Source organism: Synechococcus sp. OH2, from assembly GCF_047462155.1.
GTDB lineage: Bacteria > Cyanobacteriota > Cyanobacteriia > Thermostichales > Thermostichaceae > Thermostichus.
Window position 1 is genome coordinate 17807 of record NZ_JANSIR010000095.1, and the last position, 16802, is coordinate 34608.

The 16802-nt window shown below is 60.2% G+C and carries 14 protein-coding genes and 1 pseudogene; 6 read left to right on the forward strand and 9 right to left on the reverse strand.

Annotated features, from left to right (window positions below; genetic code table 11):
* On the reverse strand, positions 1 to 608 hold a 608-nt coding region (locus tag NW835_RS08585; RefSeq protein ID WP_414415056.1), incomplete at its 3' end, for an FHA domain-containing protein.
* A gap of 141 nt (positions 609 to 749) precedes the next feature.
* Here NW835_RS08585 and NW835_RS08590 point away from each other — a divergent pair.
* Positions 750 to 1235, forward strand: a complete 486-nt coding sequence (locus NW835_RS08590) for a CGLD27 family protein (protein WP_414365669.1) — start codon at positions 750 to 752, stop codon at positions 1233 to 1235.
* Positions 1236 to 1256: 21 nt separating this feature from the next.
* Positions 1257 to 2219: a bifunctional riboflavin kinase/FAD synthetase gene (locus NW835_RS08595; RefSeq protein ID WP_414415057.1), complete on the forward strand. Its 963-nt coding sequence runs from the start codon at positions 1257 to 1259 to the stop codon at positions 2217 to 2219.
* A gap of 36 nt (positions 2220 to 2255) precedes the next feature.
* On the opposite strand, the gene cobS is transcribed toward NW835_RS08595, so the two are convergent.
* From cobS to rpoD, 3 genes and pseudogenes are all read right to left on the reverse strand, one after another.
* Positions 2256 to 3035, reverse strand: coding sequence for an adenosylcobinamide-GDP ribazoletransferase (gene cobS, locus NW835_RS08600; RefSeq protein ID WP_414365671.1), 780 nt, complete (start codon positions 3033 to 3035; stop codon positions 2256 to 2258).
* Between the two features lie 48 nt (positions 3036 to 3083).
* Positions 3084 to 3428, reverse strand: a complete 345-nt coding sequence (locus NW835_RS08605) for a DUF4342 domain-containing protein (protein ID WP_414377266.1) — start codon at positions 3426 to 3428, stop codon at positions 3084 to 3086.
* A 60-nt stretch (positions 3429 to 3488) separates the two neighbouring features.
* A pseudogene (gene rpoD / locus NW835_RS08610) lies at positions 3489 to 4367 on the reverse strand (RNA polymerase sigma factor RpoD); the annotation flags it as partial.
* An 8-nt stretch (positions 4368 to 4375) separates the two neighbouring features.
* Here rpoD and NW835_RS08615 point away from each other — a divergent pair.
* Positions 4376 to 5344, forward strand: coding sequence for a PLP-dependent aminotransferase family protein (locus NW835_RS08615; RefSeq protein ID WP_414415058.1), 969 nt, complete (start codon positions 4376 to 4378; stop codon positions 5342 to 5344).
* Between the two features lie 70 nt (positions 5345 to 5414).
* Here the strand turns inward: NW835_RS08615 and NW835_RS08620 are convergent, their stop codons facing one another.
* The 4 genes from NW835_RS08620 to NW835_RS08635 form a co-directional block, all read right to left on the reverse strand.
* Positions 5415 to 6542 carry a TMEM43 family protein gene (locus NW835_RS08620; RefSeq protein WP_414415059.1) on the reverse strand — a complete coding sequence of 376 codons (1128 nt, stop codon included), beginning with the start codon at positions 6540 to 6542 and terminating at the stop codon, positions 5415 to 5417.
* 177 nt (positions 6543 to 6719) lie between these two features.
* Positions 6720 to 7145: a TerB family tellurite resistance protein gene (locus NW835_RS08625; protein ID WP_414364748.1), complete on the reverse strand. Its 426-nt coding sequence runs from the start codon at positions 7143 to 7145 to the stop codon at positions 6720 to 6722.
* Between the two features lie 88 nt (positions 7146 to 7233).
* Positions 7234 to 9036: an aminopeptidase P family protein gene (locus tag NW835_RS08630; protein ID WP_414415060.1), complete on the reverse strand. Its 1803-nt coding sequence runs from the start codon at positions 9034 to 9036 to the stop codon at positions 7234 to 7236.
* A 231-nt stretch (positions 9037 to 9267) separates the two neighbouring features.
* Positions 9268 to 9714: a rhodanese-like domain-containing protein gene (locus tag NW835_RS08635; RefSeq protein ID WP_414415061.1), complete on the reverse strand. Its 447-nt coding sequence runs from the start codon at positions 9712 to 9714 to the stop codon at positions 9268 to 9270.
* Positions 9715 to 9836: 122 nt separating this feature from the next.
* Here NW835_RS08635 and NW835_RS08640 point away from each other — a divergent pair, with 122 nt between their 5' ends.
* The gene (locus tag NW835_RS08640; RefSeq protein ID WP_414415062.1) at positions 9837 to 10673 is read left to right on the forward strand and encodes a hypothetical protein; all 837 of its coding nucleotides are present in this window, start codon (positions 9837 to 9839) and stop codon (positions 10671 to 10673) included.
* Between the two features lie 708 nt (positions 10674 to 11381).
* Positions 11382 to 14147: an isoleucine--tRNA ligase gene (gene ileS / locus NW835_RS08645; RefSeq protein WP_414370429.1), complete on the forward strand. Its 2766-nt coding sequence runs from the start codon at positions 11382 to 11384 to the stop codon at positions 14145 to 14147.
* Between the two features lie 65 nt (positions 14148 to 14212).
* Here the strand turns inward: ileS and cysK are convergent, their stop codons facing one another.
* Positions 14213 to 15193: a cysteine synthase A gene (gene cysK, locus NW835_RS08650; RefSeq protein ID WP_414415063.1), complete on the reverse strand. Its 981-nt coding sequence runs from the start codon at positions 15191 to 15193 to the stop codon at positions 14213 to 14215.
* Between the two features lie 174 nt (positions 15194 to 15367).
* On the opposite strand from cysK, the gene dxs reads away from it, so the two are divergent.
* Positions 15368 to 16802 (forward strand): 1-deoxy-D-xylulose-5-phosphate synthase (dxs, locus tag NW835_RS08655; RefSeq protein ID WP_414415064.1); only part of this gene is annotated, 1435 nt, incomplete at its 3' end.

Sequence of the window (16802 nt, forward strand, 5' to 3'; positions counted from 1 at the left end):
TGTTCAGCTTGTAAGGGATCCGCTTGGGGTGCATGGAACCAGACGGCCATAATTGCGTCACCGATATATTTATCGACACTGCCTCCATGGTGCTGGATGATGTCGCCGCCGCGCCGGAACCAGTCGCCCATCACCTGGGAAAGCAGGCGCTCGTCCAGTTGCTGGGTCAGTTGTCCGTAACCGCGCACGTCAACTACGGCCACCGAGATCAGCCAGCGGGTCTGCAGGACCAAGGTGTCTGAGGGTTTGCCGGCAGAGCTGGGTTCTAGGCTGGCTAGGGATCCGCTGTGAAACTCAAGCTGCGATTGTCCGAGGGTGAGGTGATCTCCATCTTGCAGCAGGGTGGGAATGCTGATGCGGCGATTGTTGACAAATGAGCCGTTGCGGCTGCCCAGATCGATGAGATAGATGCTGTGGTCATCTAAATACTGCAGCAGGGCATGTTGGCGGGAAACGCTGGGATCGTTGAGGACAATGGAGTTGTCCGCATCGCGGCCTACCGTCCAAGCGGCCGCTCCGGCGAGAACATACTTCCTCTGGCTGCCGTCCGGCTCTCTCAAGATCACATAGGGGGCGGTGGTGGCGGCAGATTCGCCTGGGACGCTCATGGTAGAACCGGAGGTAACGTGACCACGCTCTATACAACATTAAGAATACTCCTCTCCCCCCTCGGTTGAACTGCGGCTGGCCTGGGCTTGGCGGGGGGCTGGGCCTGCCAGTATCATTTTGTGTAGATACATTAAGGCTGTATGGTGGATCCTTCCCATCCCATTCCTGCTGAGCAACAGCCGCTGCGGCAGTATGCAGAGCTGAGAGAAGCTTTTCCTTTTCGCTGGCCGGTGTTGGAAGGGATCCCCTATGTGCAGCGGCTTGTCGGCCTTTGGGGAGCGACTGCCCTGGTAGTTGCGCCGCTGGTCTGGGGCAGCTTTGCTGGGGAATGGGGCCACTTCGCCTCGGGGACGGTGCTGGGGGCCAATGCCTTGCTCGGCCTGGTGTTGCTCCACCTCTACTTGGGATGGGCCTATGTGCGGCGGCGCTTGGCGCAGGCGCGGATTCCCTACGAAGAAAGCGGCTGGTACGACGGGGCAATCTACGCCAAATCGGAAGAGGAGCTGGCGCAGCATCGGCTGATCGTCCACTATCAAATCGACCCTGTGTTGCAGCGCCTGCGACGTAGCTTGTGGGCTGTGGTTGGCCTCAGTGGGCTGATGGCTTTGCTTTGGCCGCTCTGGTAGAGATTGTCGGGCAGTGGTTAATTGGCTGTTTGTTGTTCGGGATCCCAAGCGGTGCACGTAACTTCTGACCTGGCTCAAACCTTGCGACCCACCGCCGTTGCCATCGGGAACTTCGATGGCTTGCACCTGGGCCATCAAAAGGTGCTGCAGCCTATTCGCGACTCCCTGCAGGGGGTGCGCACAGTTCTCACCTTTCATCCTCACCCCCAAGAGGTGTTGACGGGCCGAAAGCACCTGCTGCTCACGCCGCCTGCGGAGAAGCTGGCTCTGTTGGCCCAGATGGGCTTTGAGCAGGTGGTGTTACTCCCCTTCACCCCCGCCTTTGCCCGCCAGCCCCCCCAGGAGTTCATCCAGACGGTACTGGAACGGGGTCTGCGTGTTCGCCATCTCAGCATCGGCTGGGACTTTTGCTTTGGCCACCGCCGTGCCGGCAACGCCCAAACCCTCCAAGCCTGGGGATCGGAACGCTGCATTCCGGTGGAGGTGATCCCAGAGGCGCAACTAAGGGGGGAGCGGGTGAGCAGCTCTCGCATTCGTGCCGCCCTGGCCACGGGGGAGGTGGCAGCGGCAACAGAGCTCTTGGGCCGTCCCTACCGGCTAATCGGAGAGGTGGTGCCAGGGGATCGGCGGGGCCGAGAGCTGGGTTTTCCCACCGCCAATCTGCGCCTGCCGCCGGAGAAGTTTTTGCCCCGCGACGGGGTGTACAGCGTTTGGGTGAATGTGCCTGCTGAGGCAGCAGCCCTGCCTGGGGTGATGAACATTGGCCATCGGCCCACGTTTGCCGGTTCACAGCACACCGTCGAGGTGCATCTGTTGGATTGGACAGGTGATCTCTACGGTCAAGAGGTGCAGGTGGCGCTGCAGGGCTTTATCCGGACAGAGCGGAAATTTCCCGCGGTGGCGGATTTGGTTCAGCAAATTCAGCAAGACTGCCAAACGGCCCGTCAGCAGTTGGGCTTAGCCGAACAAGTTGGCCTGGTCTAGAGGCCCTCGCGCCCCTCTCCCAAAAAGAGAGGGGGCTTAGGATGGGCCGATCAGGGATCCCCACAGCAGGGCTATCGCCTCCGACCACTCCACCGTAGCCCCGTAAGTATCCCCCGTGTGCCCTCCCAATTGGCGGTAGAGCCAATGGCCCACGGCCAGGGCTCCCAGAGCAGAGCCCAGGGTCCAGAGCAGCAAAGGCCGCCAAGCCAGGAGCCCGGCCCAGCCCACCCCCCCGGTGATGGCCAGCAACAGCAGCGTGCCCGGCCACAGGGATCCCGGCAGAGAGGTGGAGTCTTTGAGGAAGCGGGCGGATCCCTGGTCGCGCAGATAGGGGTATAGGGCGATAGCGAGCAACTGGCCCCAGCGTCCCCAAGCCGGCACCAGCAACAAGAGAGGCCAGACCTGCAGGCTGCTCAGGGCGGCAAATTTTAGCAGCAACACCAGCACCAAGGCGAGCACCCCGTAGGCCCCGGTGTGGCTGTCCCTCATCACCTGCAGGCGGCGGGATAGCCCGTTGACGGCTGGCCGTTCCGTGTCGGCAAAGCTCTTGGGGACGTTGACCGCCAGCCCATCGGCAGTGTCAGCCACCCCATCCAGGTGCAGCCCGCCGGTTAACAGCACCCACAGAGCCACGAGCAAAGCTGCTCGCACCGGCGGCGGGAAAATCTGCAGCAGAAGCGCCGCTAGGGTGAGGATCCCACCCAACAGCAAGCCCACTGCCGGCAACCAGGCAGCAATGCCCTCGAACTGTAGCCTACCCAACCTCCCCAAAGGCAGGGCGGTGTAGAAAGTCAAAGCTGCCCACAAGCGCCTCACCGGCTTGGCCTCTAGGCGGGTGTCAGCCGCTAGAACAATCTTGGCGGGCTAGGAATCATTGCGAATGGTTCGCTCCACCCCAATGGTCAGCTTGGCCACCAGGGCACCGATTGCTCCCACAGCCGCCAACACCGGAAACAAAGCCGCCCCCAACACCCCTGCGGCCACTCCTACGCCCAGAGGGATCTCGATCAGCGTCTGCCCTTCGGCATTTTTGATCAGGATGCGGCGAACATTGGCCTCTTCGATCAACTCGCGAATTTTGGCCAACAGCTCGTCCCCGCTGATCTTAAACTCCTCCACGTGGTACTCCACCCTGGCTGGAGGCAGATCCCTGCCCTCCCCGTCAGCCTTTGCAGAGGAGTTGGGATCCGGCGTCTCATGGGGGTTCATACTGAAGAGGCTCCATACGTCGGTTGGCGGCGGCAACTGAGTCCATCCTAAGACCGGATCCTAGCGGATGTACTCTTTCAACACGCTGTTGCGATTGGGGTGGCGCAGCTTGCGGAGCGCCTTGGCCTCGATCTGCCGGATCCGCTCGCGGGTCACGTTGAAGATCTGGCCGATCTCCTCCAGAGTTTTCATACGGCCATCGTCTAGGCCGTAGCGCAGCTTCAACACATCCCGCTCGCGGGGGGTGAGAGTTTCCAGCACGCTTTCCAGATCCTCTCGGAGCAAAACCTTGGCCACTCGCTCCTCGGGGGTTTCCCCTTCCGACTCGATGAAGTCCCCCAGCCGCGAATCCTCTTCCTTACCGATGGGAGTCTCCAGAGAGATGGGAAGCTGAGCCGACTTGGCGATGAAGCGCAACTTCTCGATGGTAATCTCCATGCGGGTGGCGATCTCCTCTTCGGTCGGCCTGCGGCCCAGCTCCTGAGAAAGCTGCTTGGTGACCTTCTTGATGCGGGAGATGGTCTCGTAGAGGTGGACCGGCAGGCGAATGGTGCGCGATTGGTCGGCAATGGCACGGGTGATGGCCTGGCGAATCCACCAAGTGGCATAGGTGGAAAACTTGTAGCCCTTCTCGTGGTCAAACTTTTCCGCTGCCCGGATCAGACCCAGGGATCCCTCTTGGATGAGATCCTGGAACGACAGGCCCCGGTTCATGTATTTCTTGGCAATAGAGACCACCAGCCGCAGATTGGACTGCACCATCTTTTCTTTGGCCCGTCGCCCCCGATGCAAGCGCCGCCGGAATTCAGGCAGAGACATCTTCACTTCTTCTGCCCACAACGTCTCCGGTACCTCCTCCGGGTCGGACCAGAGGCCCATACGCTGGAAAACGGCCTCACGAGCCCGCTCTAACTCCAGCAGGTCGGCAATTTTGCGGGCTGATCGAGGTGGTGCAGCAGTTGATGCGGGCCAGAGGGGTGGAGGCGCAGCCGGAAAACCTCTTGATCGGCTATGGCTCTGGGCAAATCCTTGGCCTCTTACCCCAGGTCTTTGTGGAGCCGGGGGATATGGTGATCGTGGAGGGGCCCACCTTCATGGGCGCGGTCAGCCGTTTTGCGGCGGCAGGGGCGCGTCTGATCTCGATCCCCGTGGATGGGGAGGGCATGGTGGTGGATTGCCTGGAAGAGGTGTTGCGCGAGCTAGCCCGCCAAGGGATCCGGCCCCGCTTTATCTACACCATTCCCACCTTTCACAATCCCAGAGGCTGCACCCTCTCTTGGCCGCGGCGGCAGAAGCTGGTGCAATTGGCGGCTGAATACGGCGTGGTGGTGGTGGAGGACGAGGCCTACTACGACCTACGCTTTGTCGGGGATCCCTTGCCCAGTTTGGCCGCGCTGGATGAAGAGGGCTGGGTTCTGCACGTGGGCACCTTTTCCAAGATTGTGGTGCCGGGGGTGCGGGTGGGCTGGGCCTGTGGCCATCCCGAGATCATCCGCCGCTTGGAGATGTTTCGTAGCGAGGGATCCCTGGGACCTTTTTTGGGCCGGGTGGTGGCCCGCTACTGCGGGGAAGGCCGCCTAGAGAGCCACATTCAGCTTTTGATCCGCCGTTACCGAGAAAAGTGCCACCTGATGTTGGAGGCCATCGCTCAATGTTTTCCCCCTGAAGTTAAGGTGGAGGCCCCTGGGGGTGGATTCTTTATCTGGTGCGAGCTGCCCCCTCCCCTGAGTGCCGACGCCTTGCTGCAGGCCACCCGGGCGCTAGGGGTAACTTTCTTGCCGGGTACCCACTGCTTTGCCGATGGCCAAGGGGATCACGCCTTGCGCCTCGCCTTCAGCTACCAACCGGAAGAGCGCATCCTCAGCGGCATCCAGATCGTCGGAGAGCAACTGTACAAACTCATGGGCCAACGATAAATACAGGGTAGCCATATTGGAATGGATGCAGCAGCGCTGTAAGCTCTTTGCTGTGCTGGTAGAGGAACTCTTAAAAACCTGACACTTGCCGTCTGGGACGTCGCCCCAGCACGTTAAGGATGAAAACTCCCGCCACAGCCAAACAGAGGAGCAGCACCAACGGATTATACACTATAGACGAGACCAGAATAGTCGTCCCTGTTAAAACCAAGGCTATGAAAAAGGTGACCACTCTCGTCATGAATCGCCCAAGGCCACTTAGAAAAGGAAAGATGCTAAGCATTGTATGAAGGGGGGTAAAGAAAGAGTCGGCCCCGATCCACATCATCAAGAATCCCACAAAGCGCAGGATCCAAGTCAGGGCAGTGTGTTCTGCAGCAAGCCGCTCAATGGCTGCAAATCGATCGCTTGCAAATAGCCGATAAAATCGAACGTTGCGCGGCCCCAGATAGCTCTCTAGGCTATTGGGGCTGGCCAAACGCCCAAAGACGGTTGCCTGAGTTCCGCTGTACAAGGCAGTGTACGAAGTTCTCATATCGCCGATTTGTGGATTGGCCAGGGTTCCCCGCCCCTTGAAAACATAAGAGCCTTCCACTCTAGCTTGGATCCCCGGGATCAATGTTTGGGGATCCAGAGGAACAGCGGAGGGAGTTTCGATCTGCAAATCTTGCATCCCAATTCGGTAATTCCCAATTTGAGCCTGGCTGACTCGAAAGAGTTGGCTGGAAAAAGGCATCGGTGGGTTGACGTGCTCACTGCTGCGATAAAACCGGCTTGAATCTTCAGGGTTTTCTGTCCAGACTTTGGTGTAAGTATAGATTGTCTCTCTGACTTCCGATCCACCAAACTCCTCTTGAGTGCGAGTTTCTTTCTCCTCTTCCCAAGCATACATTTCTGCCTTGCGGCTGACGGCAATATAGGGCCCCGGCCGCAGGAAGAGATGATCACCCAAAAGCTCGTTACTGGTCATTGGGCCTGTGAGCGATACTAATCTTCCAAGAGGTGCAGAGGGCGAGCCCAATGGACTGATTTCAATGGCCCCAGTTGCCACTTGGGCAAGGTTGACCCGCCCCTCATTCCAAAACAAAAGCCAGAACGATCCCAAAAATAAAATCAATCCAACAAACACCGATACAAAAGAACTGGCCAGCCGCGAGCCGAATCCGACCCGCTCTACTTGTCTATAACGCTCAGCCATAGCCCCGCCCCGACCGACAACTTCGGTCTAGCACAGCCTCTTCTATTTGTCCATGAAACCTAGTCGTTCTAGAGAATCCAAGGCAAATCTTTAGCTTTTTCCATGCTTATGCCTATTCCAGAAGCAAATTACAATTCATACAGGTTAAGGGAACCCTATTTTTCGGCTAAGAATTGATTAAGAAATCCCTTCCCTCACCGCTTTGACCACGCGCCGGAAAAATTGCCCCACGCCCTTCACCAGATTGGGTGCCGATTCTGGGCGAGGTGGGATCTCTGCCATGAGGGTGTAGTAGTCATCCAAAAGGTTGTGCTCTTCGGAGGAAACGGTATTGTCGGCCATCATCAGGTTGCCGATTGCCCCCAAAAGTTGCAGGCGCTCGGTTTCGGTGGCCTGGGCCAGATAATCGGCCATCCAGCGCTCCGTTTGCGCCATCGGGATGGGCTCTTGGATCAGCTCTCGCAGCTCGGTATCGTGCTCCAAATCATAGCGGCGCAGCAGGGATCCCAGATAGGCCAATTCCTGCGGTTCTAGGTGCCCATCGGCCCAAGCGGAGCCGGCCACAATTTTGAGGATGAGCCGATGTTGGGTTGTCGGGTTCATGGCGGGATCTCTTGTCGCTGGAGGTGCTGCTGGCGGTCGGGGTTCTGGGGCTCTAAGCAGACTTGGAAGGGGCTGACCAGAGGCAGTCTTACTCAGCGAGGCCGCAGGCCCACGCTAGCCAGGCGGCATCCTCTTCTGGCAGGCTGGCCTGGTGCAGGGCGTAAACCTGGCGGTGATACTCATCAAGCCAGGCCCGTTGCGCCTTGCCTAGCAGATCCCAGTCAATCAAGCGCCTATCAAAGGGGATCCAAGTTAGGGAGCGAAAGCCCATCCAGCCCTCCGGCTCTGGAAGGGCAACCACTTCATAGAGGTTTTCCAAGCGAATTCCACCCCAGCCCGGCTGGTAGTAGCCCGGCTCGATGCTGGTGATCATACCTACCTTGAAGGGGGTGGTGGCGCGGCGGTGGATCCCATTGGGCCCCTCGTGGACGTTCAAGAAGGCGCCAACGCCGTGGCCGGTGCCGTGGCCATAGTCCAGCCCTGCCTGCCAGAGGCTGGAGCGGGCAATGCCATCCAAGGAGACCCCGTAGGTATCCGGGGGGAAGATCTGGCGGGCGCACTGGATGTGGGCTTTCAGCACCTCGGTGTAGCGCCGCTGGCACAAGGGATCCGCCGGTTCCGAGCCAATCCAGAGGGTGCGGGTAGCGTCGGTAGTGCCCCCCAGGTAGTGGGATCCCGAATCCAACAAAAACAACTCGCCTGGCTGCAGGAACTTCTGGGGATCCGGGGTGCCGTAGTGGACAATGGAGCTGTTGGCGCCAGCCCCGGCAATGGTGTTAAAGCTCAGGCCCACCCAATCCCCTTCCTCGCGGTAGTGGGCTGCCATGGTGGCCGCCACATCGGCTTCGCTGATGGGGATCCCCGCTTGAATTTGCCGCTCAATCCAAGCCAGGGTGCGGATCTTGGCCCGGCTGGCCTTGCGGTTAGCTAGCCGCATCTGCTCCAGCTCAGTGGGGTTTTTCACCGCCTTGAGGGCCTCCACAGGGTGATCCAGCTCGCGACAGGGGATCCCTTGCAGCAGCTCTTGCGTGCCCTGAGTGGTCTGCTTGGGATCCAATCCCACCGGCCCGTAGCCCTTGGCCCACTGGGGCAGCTGTTCCGGGTAGGCCTCGTAAGGCCAGAGCTCGACCTCGGCTTCCACCAGCATTTGCCGAGCCGAGGGCGTGAGGCGCTCCAGGTCAGTAAACAGGGCAACCCTCTCCAGGGCGACCAGCGCGTAGGCGCGGAACACTGGGTTGTAGGGGATGTCAGAGCCGCGCAGGTTAAACAGCCAAGCTACCTGGTCCAACTTGGTTAGGGGCAACAATCCCACCCGCTTGCGGCGCATCTCCTGGCGCACCTGGGCCAGCTTGTCGCTGGCAGTAGCCCCGCAGAGCTGGGCAGGGACAGGGTAGATGGGTTGCTGCAAAAGGGCTTGGCTAGCTTCCTTGGCCAGCTTGTCCAGCGGGTTTTCGCTAACCGGCAGCAGCAGCACTCCTCCGGCTTGGGCGTGGGTCTGCAACTGGCGGTAGGTAGCCACTGATACTGTGAAGGGATCCACTCCTAGGCGAAAGCCGGATCCCAGCTCTTCCACAATCTCCATCAGGCTGGGCTGCTCCGGCAGGCCGCCTTTGATGACGGTAAACAGGTTGGGATCCACTTCCCGCTCCGCCTGCTCGTGGTAGCGGGGATCCACCCACAGCCAGGCCCTGTCCCGGCTAATCAGAGCATCCCCCACCGAGCCGGTAAAGCCTGTAATCCACTGCCGTCGCTTGCGGTATTCCAGCAAATACTCATTGAGGTGCTCATCAGCCGAGGGCACCCAAAACCCATCCAGATTGTGTTCCTGCAAAAGCTGGCGCAACTGCTGCAAACGGGCGGCAATCTCTGAACGGGGCAGGGTTTGGAGCATGGCAAGGACAAGAGGGAGATCTGGGCCGATGGCCTTAGAGACCAATATAGTTCTCTTTGGGAAAGCAGACGGAACATAGAGGAAGCGGCTACTGGGGCCGCTGCTCAACTCCAAAGTAGGAGCCAAGGGCTTCCGCGCCGTGTTTTTCGGCGACCTGGTGCACTGCTTTTCCCAACTGGCACCGAAACGGCTGGCTACCTCGTTATTGAACGCCGTCGCGAACGCACCGCTCTAACTCCCCTCTCCCTCCGGGAGAGGGGTTGGGGGTGACGGTCGTCGCTCCGGGAGAGGGGTCGGGGGTGAGGGCTGGGATTCCGGAAAGCCAGCCTCTCGCCAAGCGCGGATGCCGCCGTCCATGGAGATCACGCGGCGGTAGCCCATTTTCTGCAGGTTGTCGGCTGCTAGCGCCGAGCGAAAGCCGCCACCACAGTAGAGGACAATCTCGGCTTCTTTATCTGGAATCACCTTCTCGATATCCCGCTCGATGATGCCTTTGCTTAAGTGAATGGCGCCGACAATGTGGCCGGCCTGCCACTCCGACTCTTCCCGCACGTCGACTAGGTAGAAGGGATCCCCTTGCAGTTGTTTTTGCCTCACCTGTTCAACGGTGAGCTCTTGGATGCGGCTTTTGGCCTCGTTGACCAAAGCCAGGAAAGCAGGAGAGTGGTGGGATGCCATGCACACCTCGCAGAAAACCCAGCTCCCAGGATAAACCCAGGCCCAATCGCGTTAGGCAACGCTAAACCTCAATCCTCAGCAAGCTAAACTAAGGGCAGATTTGCCCGCTGGAGGCCCCCAGTTTGAGCTCTCGATCCACCTCTTGGCTTTGGCCCCTAGTTTTGGCTCTGAGCGGGGGGATCCCTCTCCCTGCCAAGCTGCCGGCCCAAGCTGCCCCCGTCCGCCTAGAAAGCGGGATCCAACGGCAAGTCTCTAGCCCGCCGCCAGCCTCGCTCGTAGAGTGGCTGCAAAAGCAGATAGACGCTGCCAACCGCCGCGACTTGCCAGGGGTGGTGGCTGGCTACAGCCCCAACTTCCGCCACCGGGACGGCCTGGATCGGCAGGGGGTGGAAGAGGCCATTGGCAAGCTATGGGAGGCCCATCCCCAGTTGACCTACTCGGCGGAAATTGTCTCTTGGCGGCAGGTGGGCCCCGAGATCGTGGCCGAGATCGCCAGCCAAGTGCAGGGATCCCAAGCTTCAGCGCGGGGGGAGTTTCAGGTCAAGGCTGCCGCCCTGGTGCGCAACCGCTACCGCCCGGATGCAGCCAATCCAGGACAACTGCTGCTCGTAGACCAAGAAGTCCTGCGGGAGTCTAGCACCCTCATCTCCGGCTCGGCACCTCCCACTGTTACTTTCAAGTTGCCCGAGGCGGTCAAGCCGGGATCCACCTACTCCCTGCAGGCCATTGTGGCAGAACCCCTCACCCAGTCCTTGCTGTTGGGCGCGGTCGATGAGCAACCCGTCGCTGCAGGCGGCTACTTGGATCTCACTTCGTTTGCCCTTGAACCTCTGCAGGCAGGCGGGCTCTTTCTGCAGGCAGATGCCCCCCCAGAACCGGGCGCTCAGTGGATCTCGGTGATGCTGGTTAACCAAAGTGGCCTTGTTGTCGAGAGCCGGCGCCTTGCCGTCCAACCGTGACCTACTCCCGACCCTCCTGCTGACAGGACAGGCTGCATGGCTTACGCCGCGCTCTGCCAACGCTTCAACGGGATCCGGTCGTCCCCCACAAGCAGATACGGAAGGCGCCAGATTCCGGCAACGCCGTTGTGTATAGCCCTTGTAGGGGTGGCTGGGTTCCAAGACTGACCTTGCAGGTACAGTGATGAGCCAGGGAGGAATGTTCTTGAAGCAACCTAACAAAGAGTTGGGCTTACTGGAGCAGAAACTCCTCAAAAAACTATCCGCTCTCACCCACCACCAAGGAGGAGAAACAGGCGGTCCAGGAGAGAGCGGTCTAGCGGGCCTTCAACTGGAACCTGACTGCCGGGAGGAACTCCAAGCGAGCCAGAACGCGAAGACTCCTCAGCAAGCTAAGGATCTGAGTTCAGGCCGTTAGAGAACAGCCCCGGCGCACAGCCGGCTGAACCCAACTTGACGACCCTTACAACTACTACTGTCTGGCATCCGCAGGAACCTCCCTTACTCAACGACATCCTGAGGCTAGCACAAATCTTTACCAAGGTGGCGGGCCGGATCCCTTCTCCCCAAGAGGGCTCCAACAAGGGGGAAGTCAGGAGGCAGCGCTGAGGAGAGAGCAACAGCGTAGGATAGAAGGACGCCCTTTAGCCTGCTCAAATTGCCGTGGACTACAAAAGTACCCTCAACCTGCCGCAAACTCAGTTTCCCATGCGGGCGGAGGCCGCCAAGAGGGAGCCCGCCATCCAAGCCTTTTGGCAGGAAGAACAGATCTATCAGCGTCTGTCGGAAACCAATCCCGGGGATCCCTTTGTGTTGCACGATGGGCCGCCCTATGCCAATGGCGACATCCACATGGGCACCACCCTCAACAAGATTCTCAAAGACATTGTGAACAAGTACCACATTCTGCGGGGGCGCAAGGTGCGCTATGTGCCCGGCTGGGATTGCCACGGCCTGCCCATTGAGCTAAAGGTACTGCAAAGCCTCTCCCCCCAGGAGCGGGAAAGCCTTACCCCCCTGCAACTGCGGCAAAAGGCCAGAGAGTACGCCCTGCACTACGTCAACGTGCAGCGGGCCAGCTTTCAGCGGCTGGGGGTATGGGGGGATTGGGATCGGCCCTACCTGACCCTCTCGCCGGAGTACGAGGCGGCCCAGATCGAGGTGTTTGGTCAGATGGCCCTCAAAGGCTACATCTACCGCGGCCTCAAGCCTGTCCACTGGAGTCCCAGCTCGCAGACGGCCCTGGCGGAAGCAGAGCTGGAATATCCCGACAACCACGTCTCCCCCAGCATCTACGTGGCTTTTCCTCTGCAGAGCCTCAGCCCAGCGGCGCAGCCGATTTTGGAGCCTTTTCTGCCGGGCTTGCGGGTGGCCATCTGGACCACTACCCCGTGGACGATCCCGGCCAACCTGGCCCTCTGTTTCAACCCCAAGCTCACCTATGCGGTGGTGGAGTCTCCCCGCTTCGGCCTGCTGTTGATTGCTGCCGATCTGCGGCAGCGGCTGGAGAAAGTTCTGGAGACCCCCTTAGAGGTCAAGGCCACGCTGCCGGGATCCGCCTTAGAATACTGCCAGGGACGCCACCCCCTCTTTGACCGTGCCAGTCTCTGTGTTTTGGGGGACTACGTCACCACCGAGTCCGGCACCGGCATTGTCCACACGGCGCCAGGCCACGGGGAAGACGACTTCAAAACCGGCCAAAAGTACGGCCTGCCCATCCTCAGCCCTGTGGACGAGCAGGGGAGATTCACCGCCGAGGCCGGATCCCAGTTTGTCGGGCTGGATGTGCTCTCCAAAAAGCCGGAGACCAGCGGCAACCTGGCCGTGATCAAAGCCTTGCAGGCTGCCGGCGCCCTGCTCAAGGAAGAACCCTACAACCACAAATATCCCTACGACTGGCGCACCAAGGAGCCGACCATCTTCCGGGCCACGGAGCAGTGGTTTGCGTCTGTAGCCGGCTTCCGAGAGCTGGCCCTGCAGGCCATCAAAACCGTGAACTGGATCCCGCCGGAAGGGGAAAACCGCATCACCGCCATGGTCAAAGAGCGCTCCGACTGGTGTATCTCCCGCCAGCGGGCCTGGGGTGTGCCCATCCCTGTTTTCTACGACGAAGAGACGGGCGAGGTTCTGCTCACGGCCGAGACCCTCGAGCACATCAAAGCCATCTTTGCCCAGGAGGGATCCGACGCCTGGTGGAAGCGTCCGGTGGAAGAGCTGTTGCCGGAGCAGTACCGCCGCAATGGCCGCACCTACCGCAAGGGCACAGACACCATGGATGTCTGGTTTGACTCCGGCTCCTCCTGGGCGGCGGTGGCCAAGGCCCAGGGGCTGGGCTACCCGGTGGATCTCTACCTGGAAGGTTCCGACCAGCACCGGGGCTGGTTCCAGTCCAGCTTGCTGACTTCCGTGGCCGTCAATGGCTGTGCCCCCTACAAAGCAGTGCTCACCCACGGCTTTGTGCTGGACGAAAAGGGCCAAAAAATGAGCAAATCCCTGGGCAACGTTATCGATCCCCTGGTGCTCATCAACGGCGGCAGCAACCCCCAGACGGATCCCGCCTATGGCGCCGATGTGCTGCGGCTGTGGGTCTCCAGTGTGGACTACTCTGGGGATGTGCCGATAGGCAAGACCATCCTTGGGCAGATGGCGGATGTATACCGCAAGATCCGCAACACGGCCCGCTTTCTGCTGAGCAACCTTTATGATTTCAACCCAGCTCAGGATGCCGTTCCTTTTGAAGCGTTGACGGAGTTGGATCGCTACATCTTGCACCGCCTAAAGGAGGTGGGAGAGGAAATCACTGAATCTTTTGAAAGCTACCAGTTCTACCGCTTTTTCCAGGCGGTTCAGAACTTCTGCGTGGTGGATCTCTCCAACTTCTACTTGGATATTGGCAAGGATCGCCTCTACATCAGCCATGCCCGCAGCCGGCGGCGGCGGCAATGTCAGACGGTGCTGTCGCTGTTGCTGGAGAACTTGGCCAAGGCCATCGCCCCCGTGCTTTCCCACCTCGCAGAAGAGATCTGGAGCTACCTTCCCTACCCCAAGCCTACCCGCTCGGTGTTTGAAGGGGGCTGGATGCAGCTGCCAGAGCAGTGGCGGGATCCCCAGTTGGCGGCCACCTGGGAAAAGCTGCGGGCGGTGCGGCAGGAGGTGAACAAAGCCCTAGAGCAAGCCCGCACCGACAAGCTCATCGGCGCTTCCACCGAGGCCAAACTGATCTTGAAGGTGACGGATCCCCATCTGTACTCCCTCTTGGAAGAGCGGGCGGCAGAGCTGCGCTACTTGTTCATCACTTCCCAAGTCGAGCTGGTCAAGGCTGACCCTGCAGAGGAAGACCTGCAGGTTGTCGTTCAGCCGGCGGACGGGAAAAAATGCGTGCGCTGCTGGAACTATTCCACCCGCGTGGGGGAGTTTGCCGAACACCCAGAGCTGTGCGAGCGCTGTGTGGCAGCCCTGGCTGGCGAATTTTGAGCGTCGGATGGATTTCGGATGTTGGGGAAATGACTGGAGGAGCTCTCCCTGGGGGAATTCCTGGCTTAGGTTGGGTTGGCCTTCAGGATCCCGGCATCGGCTTCCTCCCGCTCCAGGTCGCGGAAGAGGGGGGTGCTGAGGTAGCGCTCGCCAAAGCTGGGCTGGATCATCACAATCAGCTTGCCGGCGTTTTCCGGTCGCCGCCCCACTTGGATAGCTGCGGCCAGGGCCGCGCCTGTAGAAATGCCGGAGAGGATCCCTTCTTCTTTGGCCAAGCGGCGGCTGTAGACCATGCTCTCTTCGTCGTCTACTGCAATCACCTCATCCAGCAAGTCGCGCCGCAACACATCGGGCACAAACCCTGCCCCAATGCCCTCGATGCGATGGAAGCCGGGCCGCCCCCCACTTAGAACAGCACTTGCCTTGGGCTCGACGGCCACCAGCCGAATCGAGGGTTTTTTGCTTTTGAGAAACCCGCCCGCCCCTGTGATGGTGCCGCCGGTGCCCACCCCCGCCACCAGGATATCCACTTGACCATCGGTGTCCTCCCAAATCTCGGGCCCGGTGGTGCGGGCGTGGATCTGGGGATTGGCGGGATTGGTAAATTGGCCCAGCATGTAGGCGTTGGGGGGGCGGCGCACAATCTCTTCCGCCTTCCAGATAGCCTCCCCCATGCCGCCGGCGCTGCTGGCCAGATGTACCTCTGCTCCGTAGGCTTTCAACAGCAGCCGCCGCTCCAGGCTCATGCTCTCGGGCATGGTGATGATTAGCCGATAGCCCTTGGCTGCTGCCGCCATAGCTAGGCCGATGCCGGTGTTGCCGGAGGTGGGCTCCACCAAGATGGTCTTGCCAGGAGTGATCAAGCCGGCTTGCTCCGCTGCCTCGATCATGCTGACGGCAATGCGGTCTTTTACCGATGCCGCCGGGTTAAAGCTCTCCAGTTTCACCACGATCTCCGCCCGGCATCCTTCCGCTTGCGGGATCCGATTCAGCCGCACCAGCGGCGTGTGGCCAACGAGCTGAGTGATGTTATCGGCAATCCTCATAGGCAACAACAAGCCAATTCAAGGCCACCTCGAGAAGCTGGGCCTTTGTCCGATGCTAACCCTACCAAGGGATCCCTGGCCGCTGTCGGCCACCTGAGGAGGTGGCTGGGGCAACCGGCCACTTTGGGAAAAGGATGATTTAGAGTGGGAGTGCACCGAAAGGACTCGTCTTCTATGCACCTGAGTGAAATCACTCACCCCAACCAGCTCCGCAACCTCAGTCTCAGCCAGTTGCGCAGCTTAGCCCGGCAGATCCGCGAAAAGCACTTGCAAACGGCTGCCAACTCCCCAGTCGGCTGTCACCTGGGGCCGGGATTGGGGGTAGTGGAGCTAACCTTGGCGCTCTACAAAACCCTGGACCTAGATCGCGACAAGGTGATCTGGGATGTGGGGCACCAGGCCTATGCCCACAAGATGCTTACTGGCCGCTACCACAACTTCCACACCATCCGCCAGAAGGGGGGGATCTCTGGCTACCTCAAGCGCAGCGAGAGCCGCTTCGACCACTTCGGGGCCGGCCACGCCTCTACTAGCATCTCGGCAGCCCTGGGCATGGCCATTGCCCGCGACCGGCGGGGAGAAAACTTCAAGGTGGTGGCCATTATCGGCGATGGCGCCCTGACAGGGGGCATGGCCTATGAAGCCATCAACCACGCCGGCCACCTGCCCAAGACCAACTTGATGGTGATCCTCAACGACAACGGCATGTCCATCTCCCCCAACGTGGGGGCGCTCCCGCGCTATCTAAACCGCCTACGCCTCAGCCCGCCGGTGCAGTTTTTGACCGACAGCCTGGAGGAGCAACTCAAGAATCTGCCTCTGGTTGGCTCCAGCCTCAGCCCGGAAATTGACCGCATGAAGGAAACGGTGAAGCTGGTTACCGCCGTGCAGAACAATAAGGCCGGCATTATCTTCGAGGAGCTGGGCTTCACCTATGTGGGGCCGGTGGACGGTCACAACCTGGCAGAATTGTTGGATGCCTTTGAGTTGGCCCACGGCATCTCTGGGCCGGTGCTGGTGCATGTGGCCACGGTGAAAGGCAAAGGCTACCCGCCAGCGGAAGCGGAGCAGGTGGGGTATCATGCCCAATCCCGCTTTGACCTGGCCACCGGCAAGCCCTACCCGCCCAGCAAGCCCAAGCCCCCCAGCTACAGCAAGGTCTTTGGCCATGCCCTTTGCAAGCTGGCGGAGCGGGATCCCCGTATCATCGGCATTACGGCGGCCATGGACACTGGCACCGGCCTAGACAAACTCAAGGAAAAGCTGCCGGATCAGTTTATAGATGTGGGGATTGCCGAGCAGCACGCTGTTACATTGGCTGCCGGTATGGCCTGCGAGGGGATGCGGCCGGTGGTGGCCATTTACTCCACCTTCCTGCAGCGGGCCTACGACCAGATCATCCACGATGTCTGCATCCAAAAGTTGCCGGTCTTTTTCTGCTTGGATCGAGCGGGGGTGGTGGGAGCTGACGGCCCAACCCACCAGGGCATGTACGACATTGCCTATCTGCGCTGCATCCCCGAAATGGTGCTGATGGCCCCCAAAGACGAAGCGGAGCTGCAGCGCATGGTGGTGACCGGGATCCAGTACACCCAAGGCCCCATTGCCA

Bases quoted from the DNA above. Each gene is read 5' to 3' on its own strand.
- NW835_RS08590 (WP_414365669.1), top strand. From the start codon at position 750: ATGGTGGATCCTTCCCATCCCATTCCTGCTGAGCAACAGCCGCTGCGG.
- cysK (WP_414415063.1), bottom strand. From the start codon at position 15,193: ATGAGGATTGCCGATAACATCACTCAGCTCGTTGGCCACACGCCGCTG.
- NW835_RS08625 (WP_414364748.1), bottom strand. From the start codon at position 7,145: ATGAACCCGACAACCCAACATCGGCTCATCCTCAAAATTGTGGCCGGC.
- NW835_RS08635 (WP_414415061.1), bottom strand. From the start codon at position 9,714: ATGGCATCCCACCACTCTCCTGCTTTCCTGGCTTTGGTCAACGAGGCC.
- NW835_RS08630 (WP_414415060.1), bottom strand. From the start codon at position 9,036: ATGCTCCAAACCCTGCCCCGTTCAGAGATTGCCGCCCGTTTGCAGCAG.
- NW835_RS08620 (WP_414415059.1), bottom strand. From the start codon at position 6,542: ATGGCTGAGCGTTATAGACAAGTAGAGCGGGTCGGATTCGGCTCGCGG.
- ileS (WP_414370429.1), top strand. From the start codon at position 11,382: ATGCGGGCGGAGGCCGCCAAGAGGGAGCCCGCCATCCAAGCCTTTTGG.
- NW835_RS08605 (WP_414377266.1), bottom strand. From the start codon at position 3,428: ATGAACCCCCATGAGACGCCGGATCCCAACTCCTCTGCAAAGGCTGAC.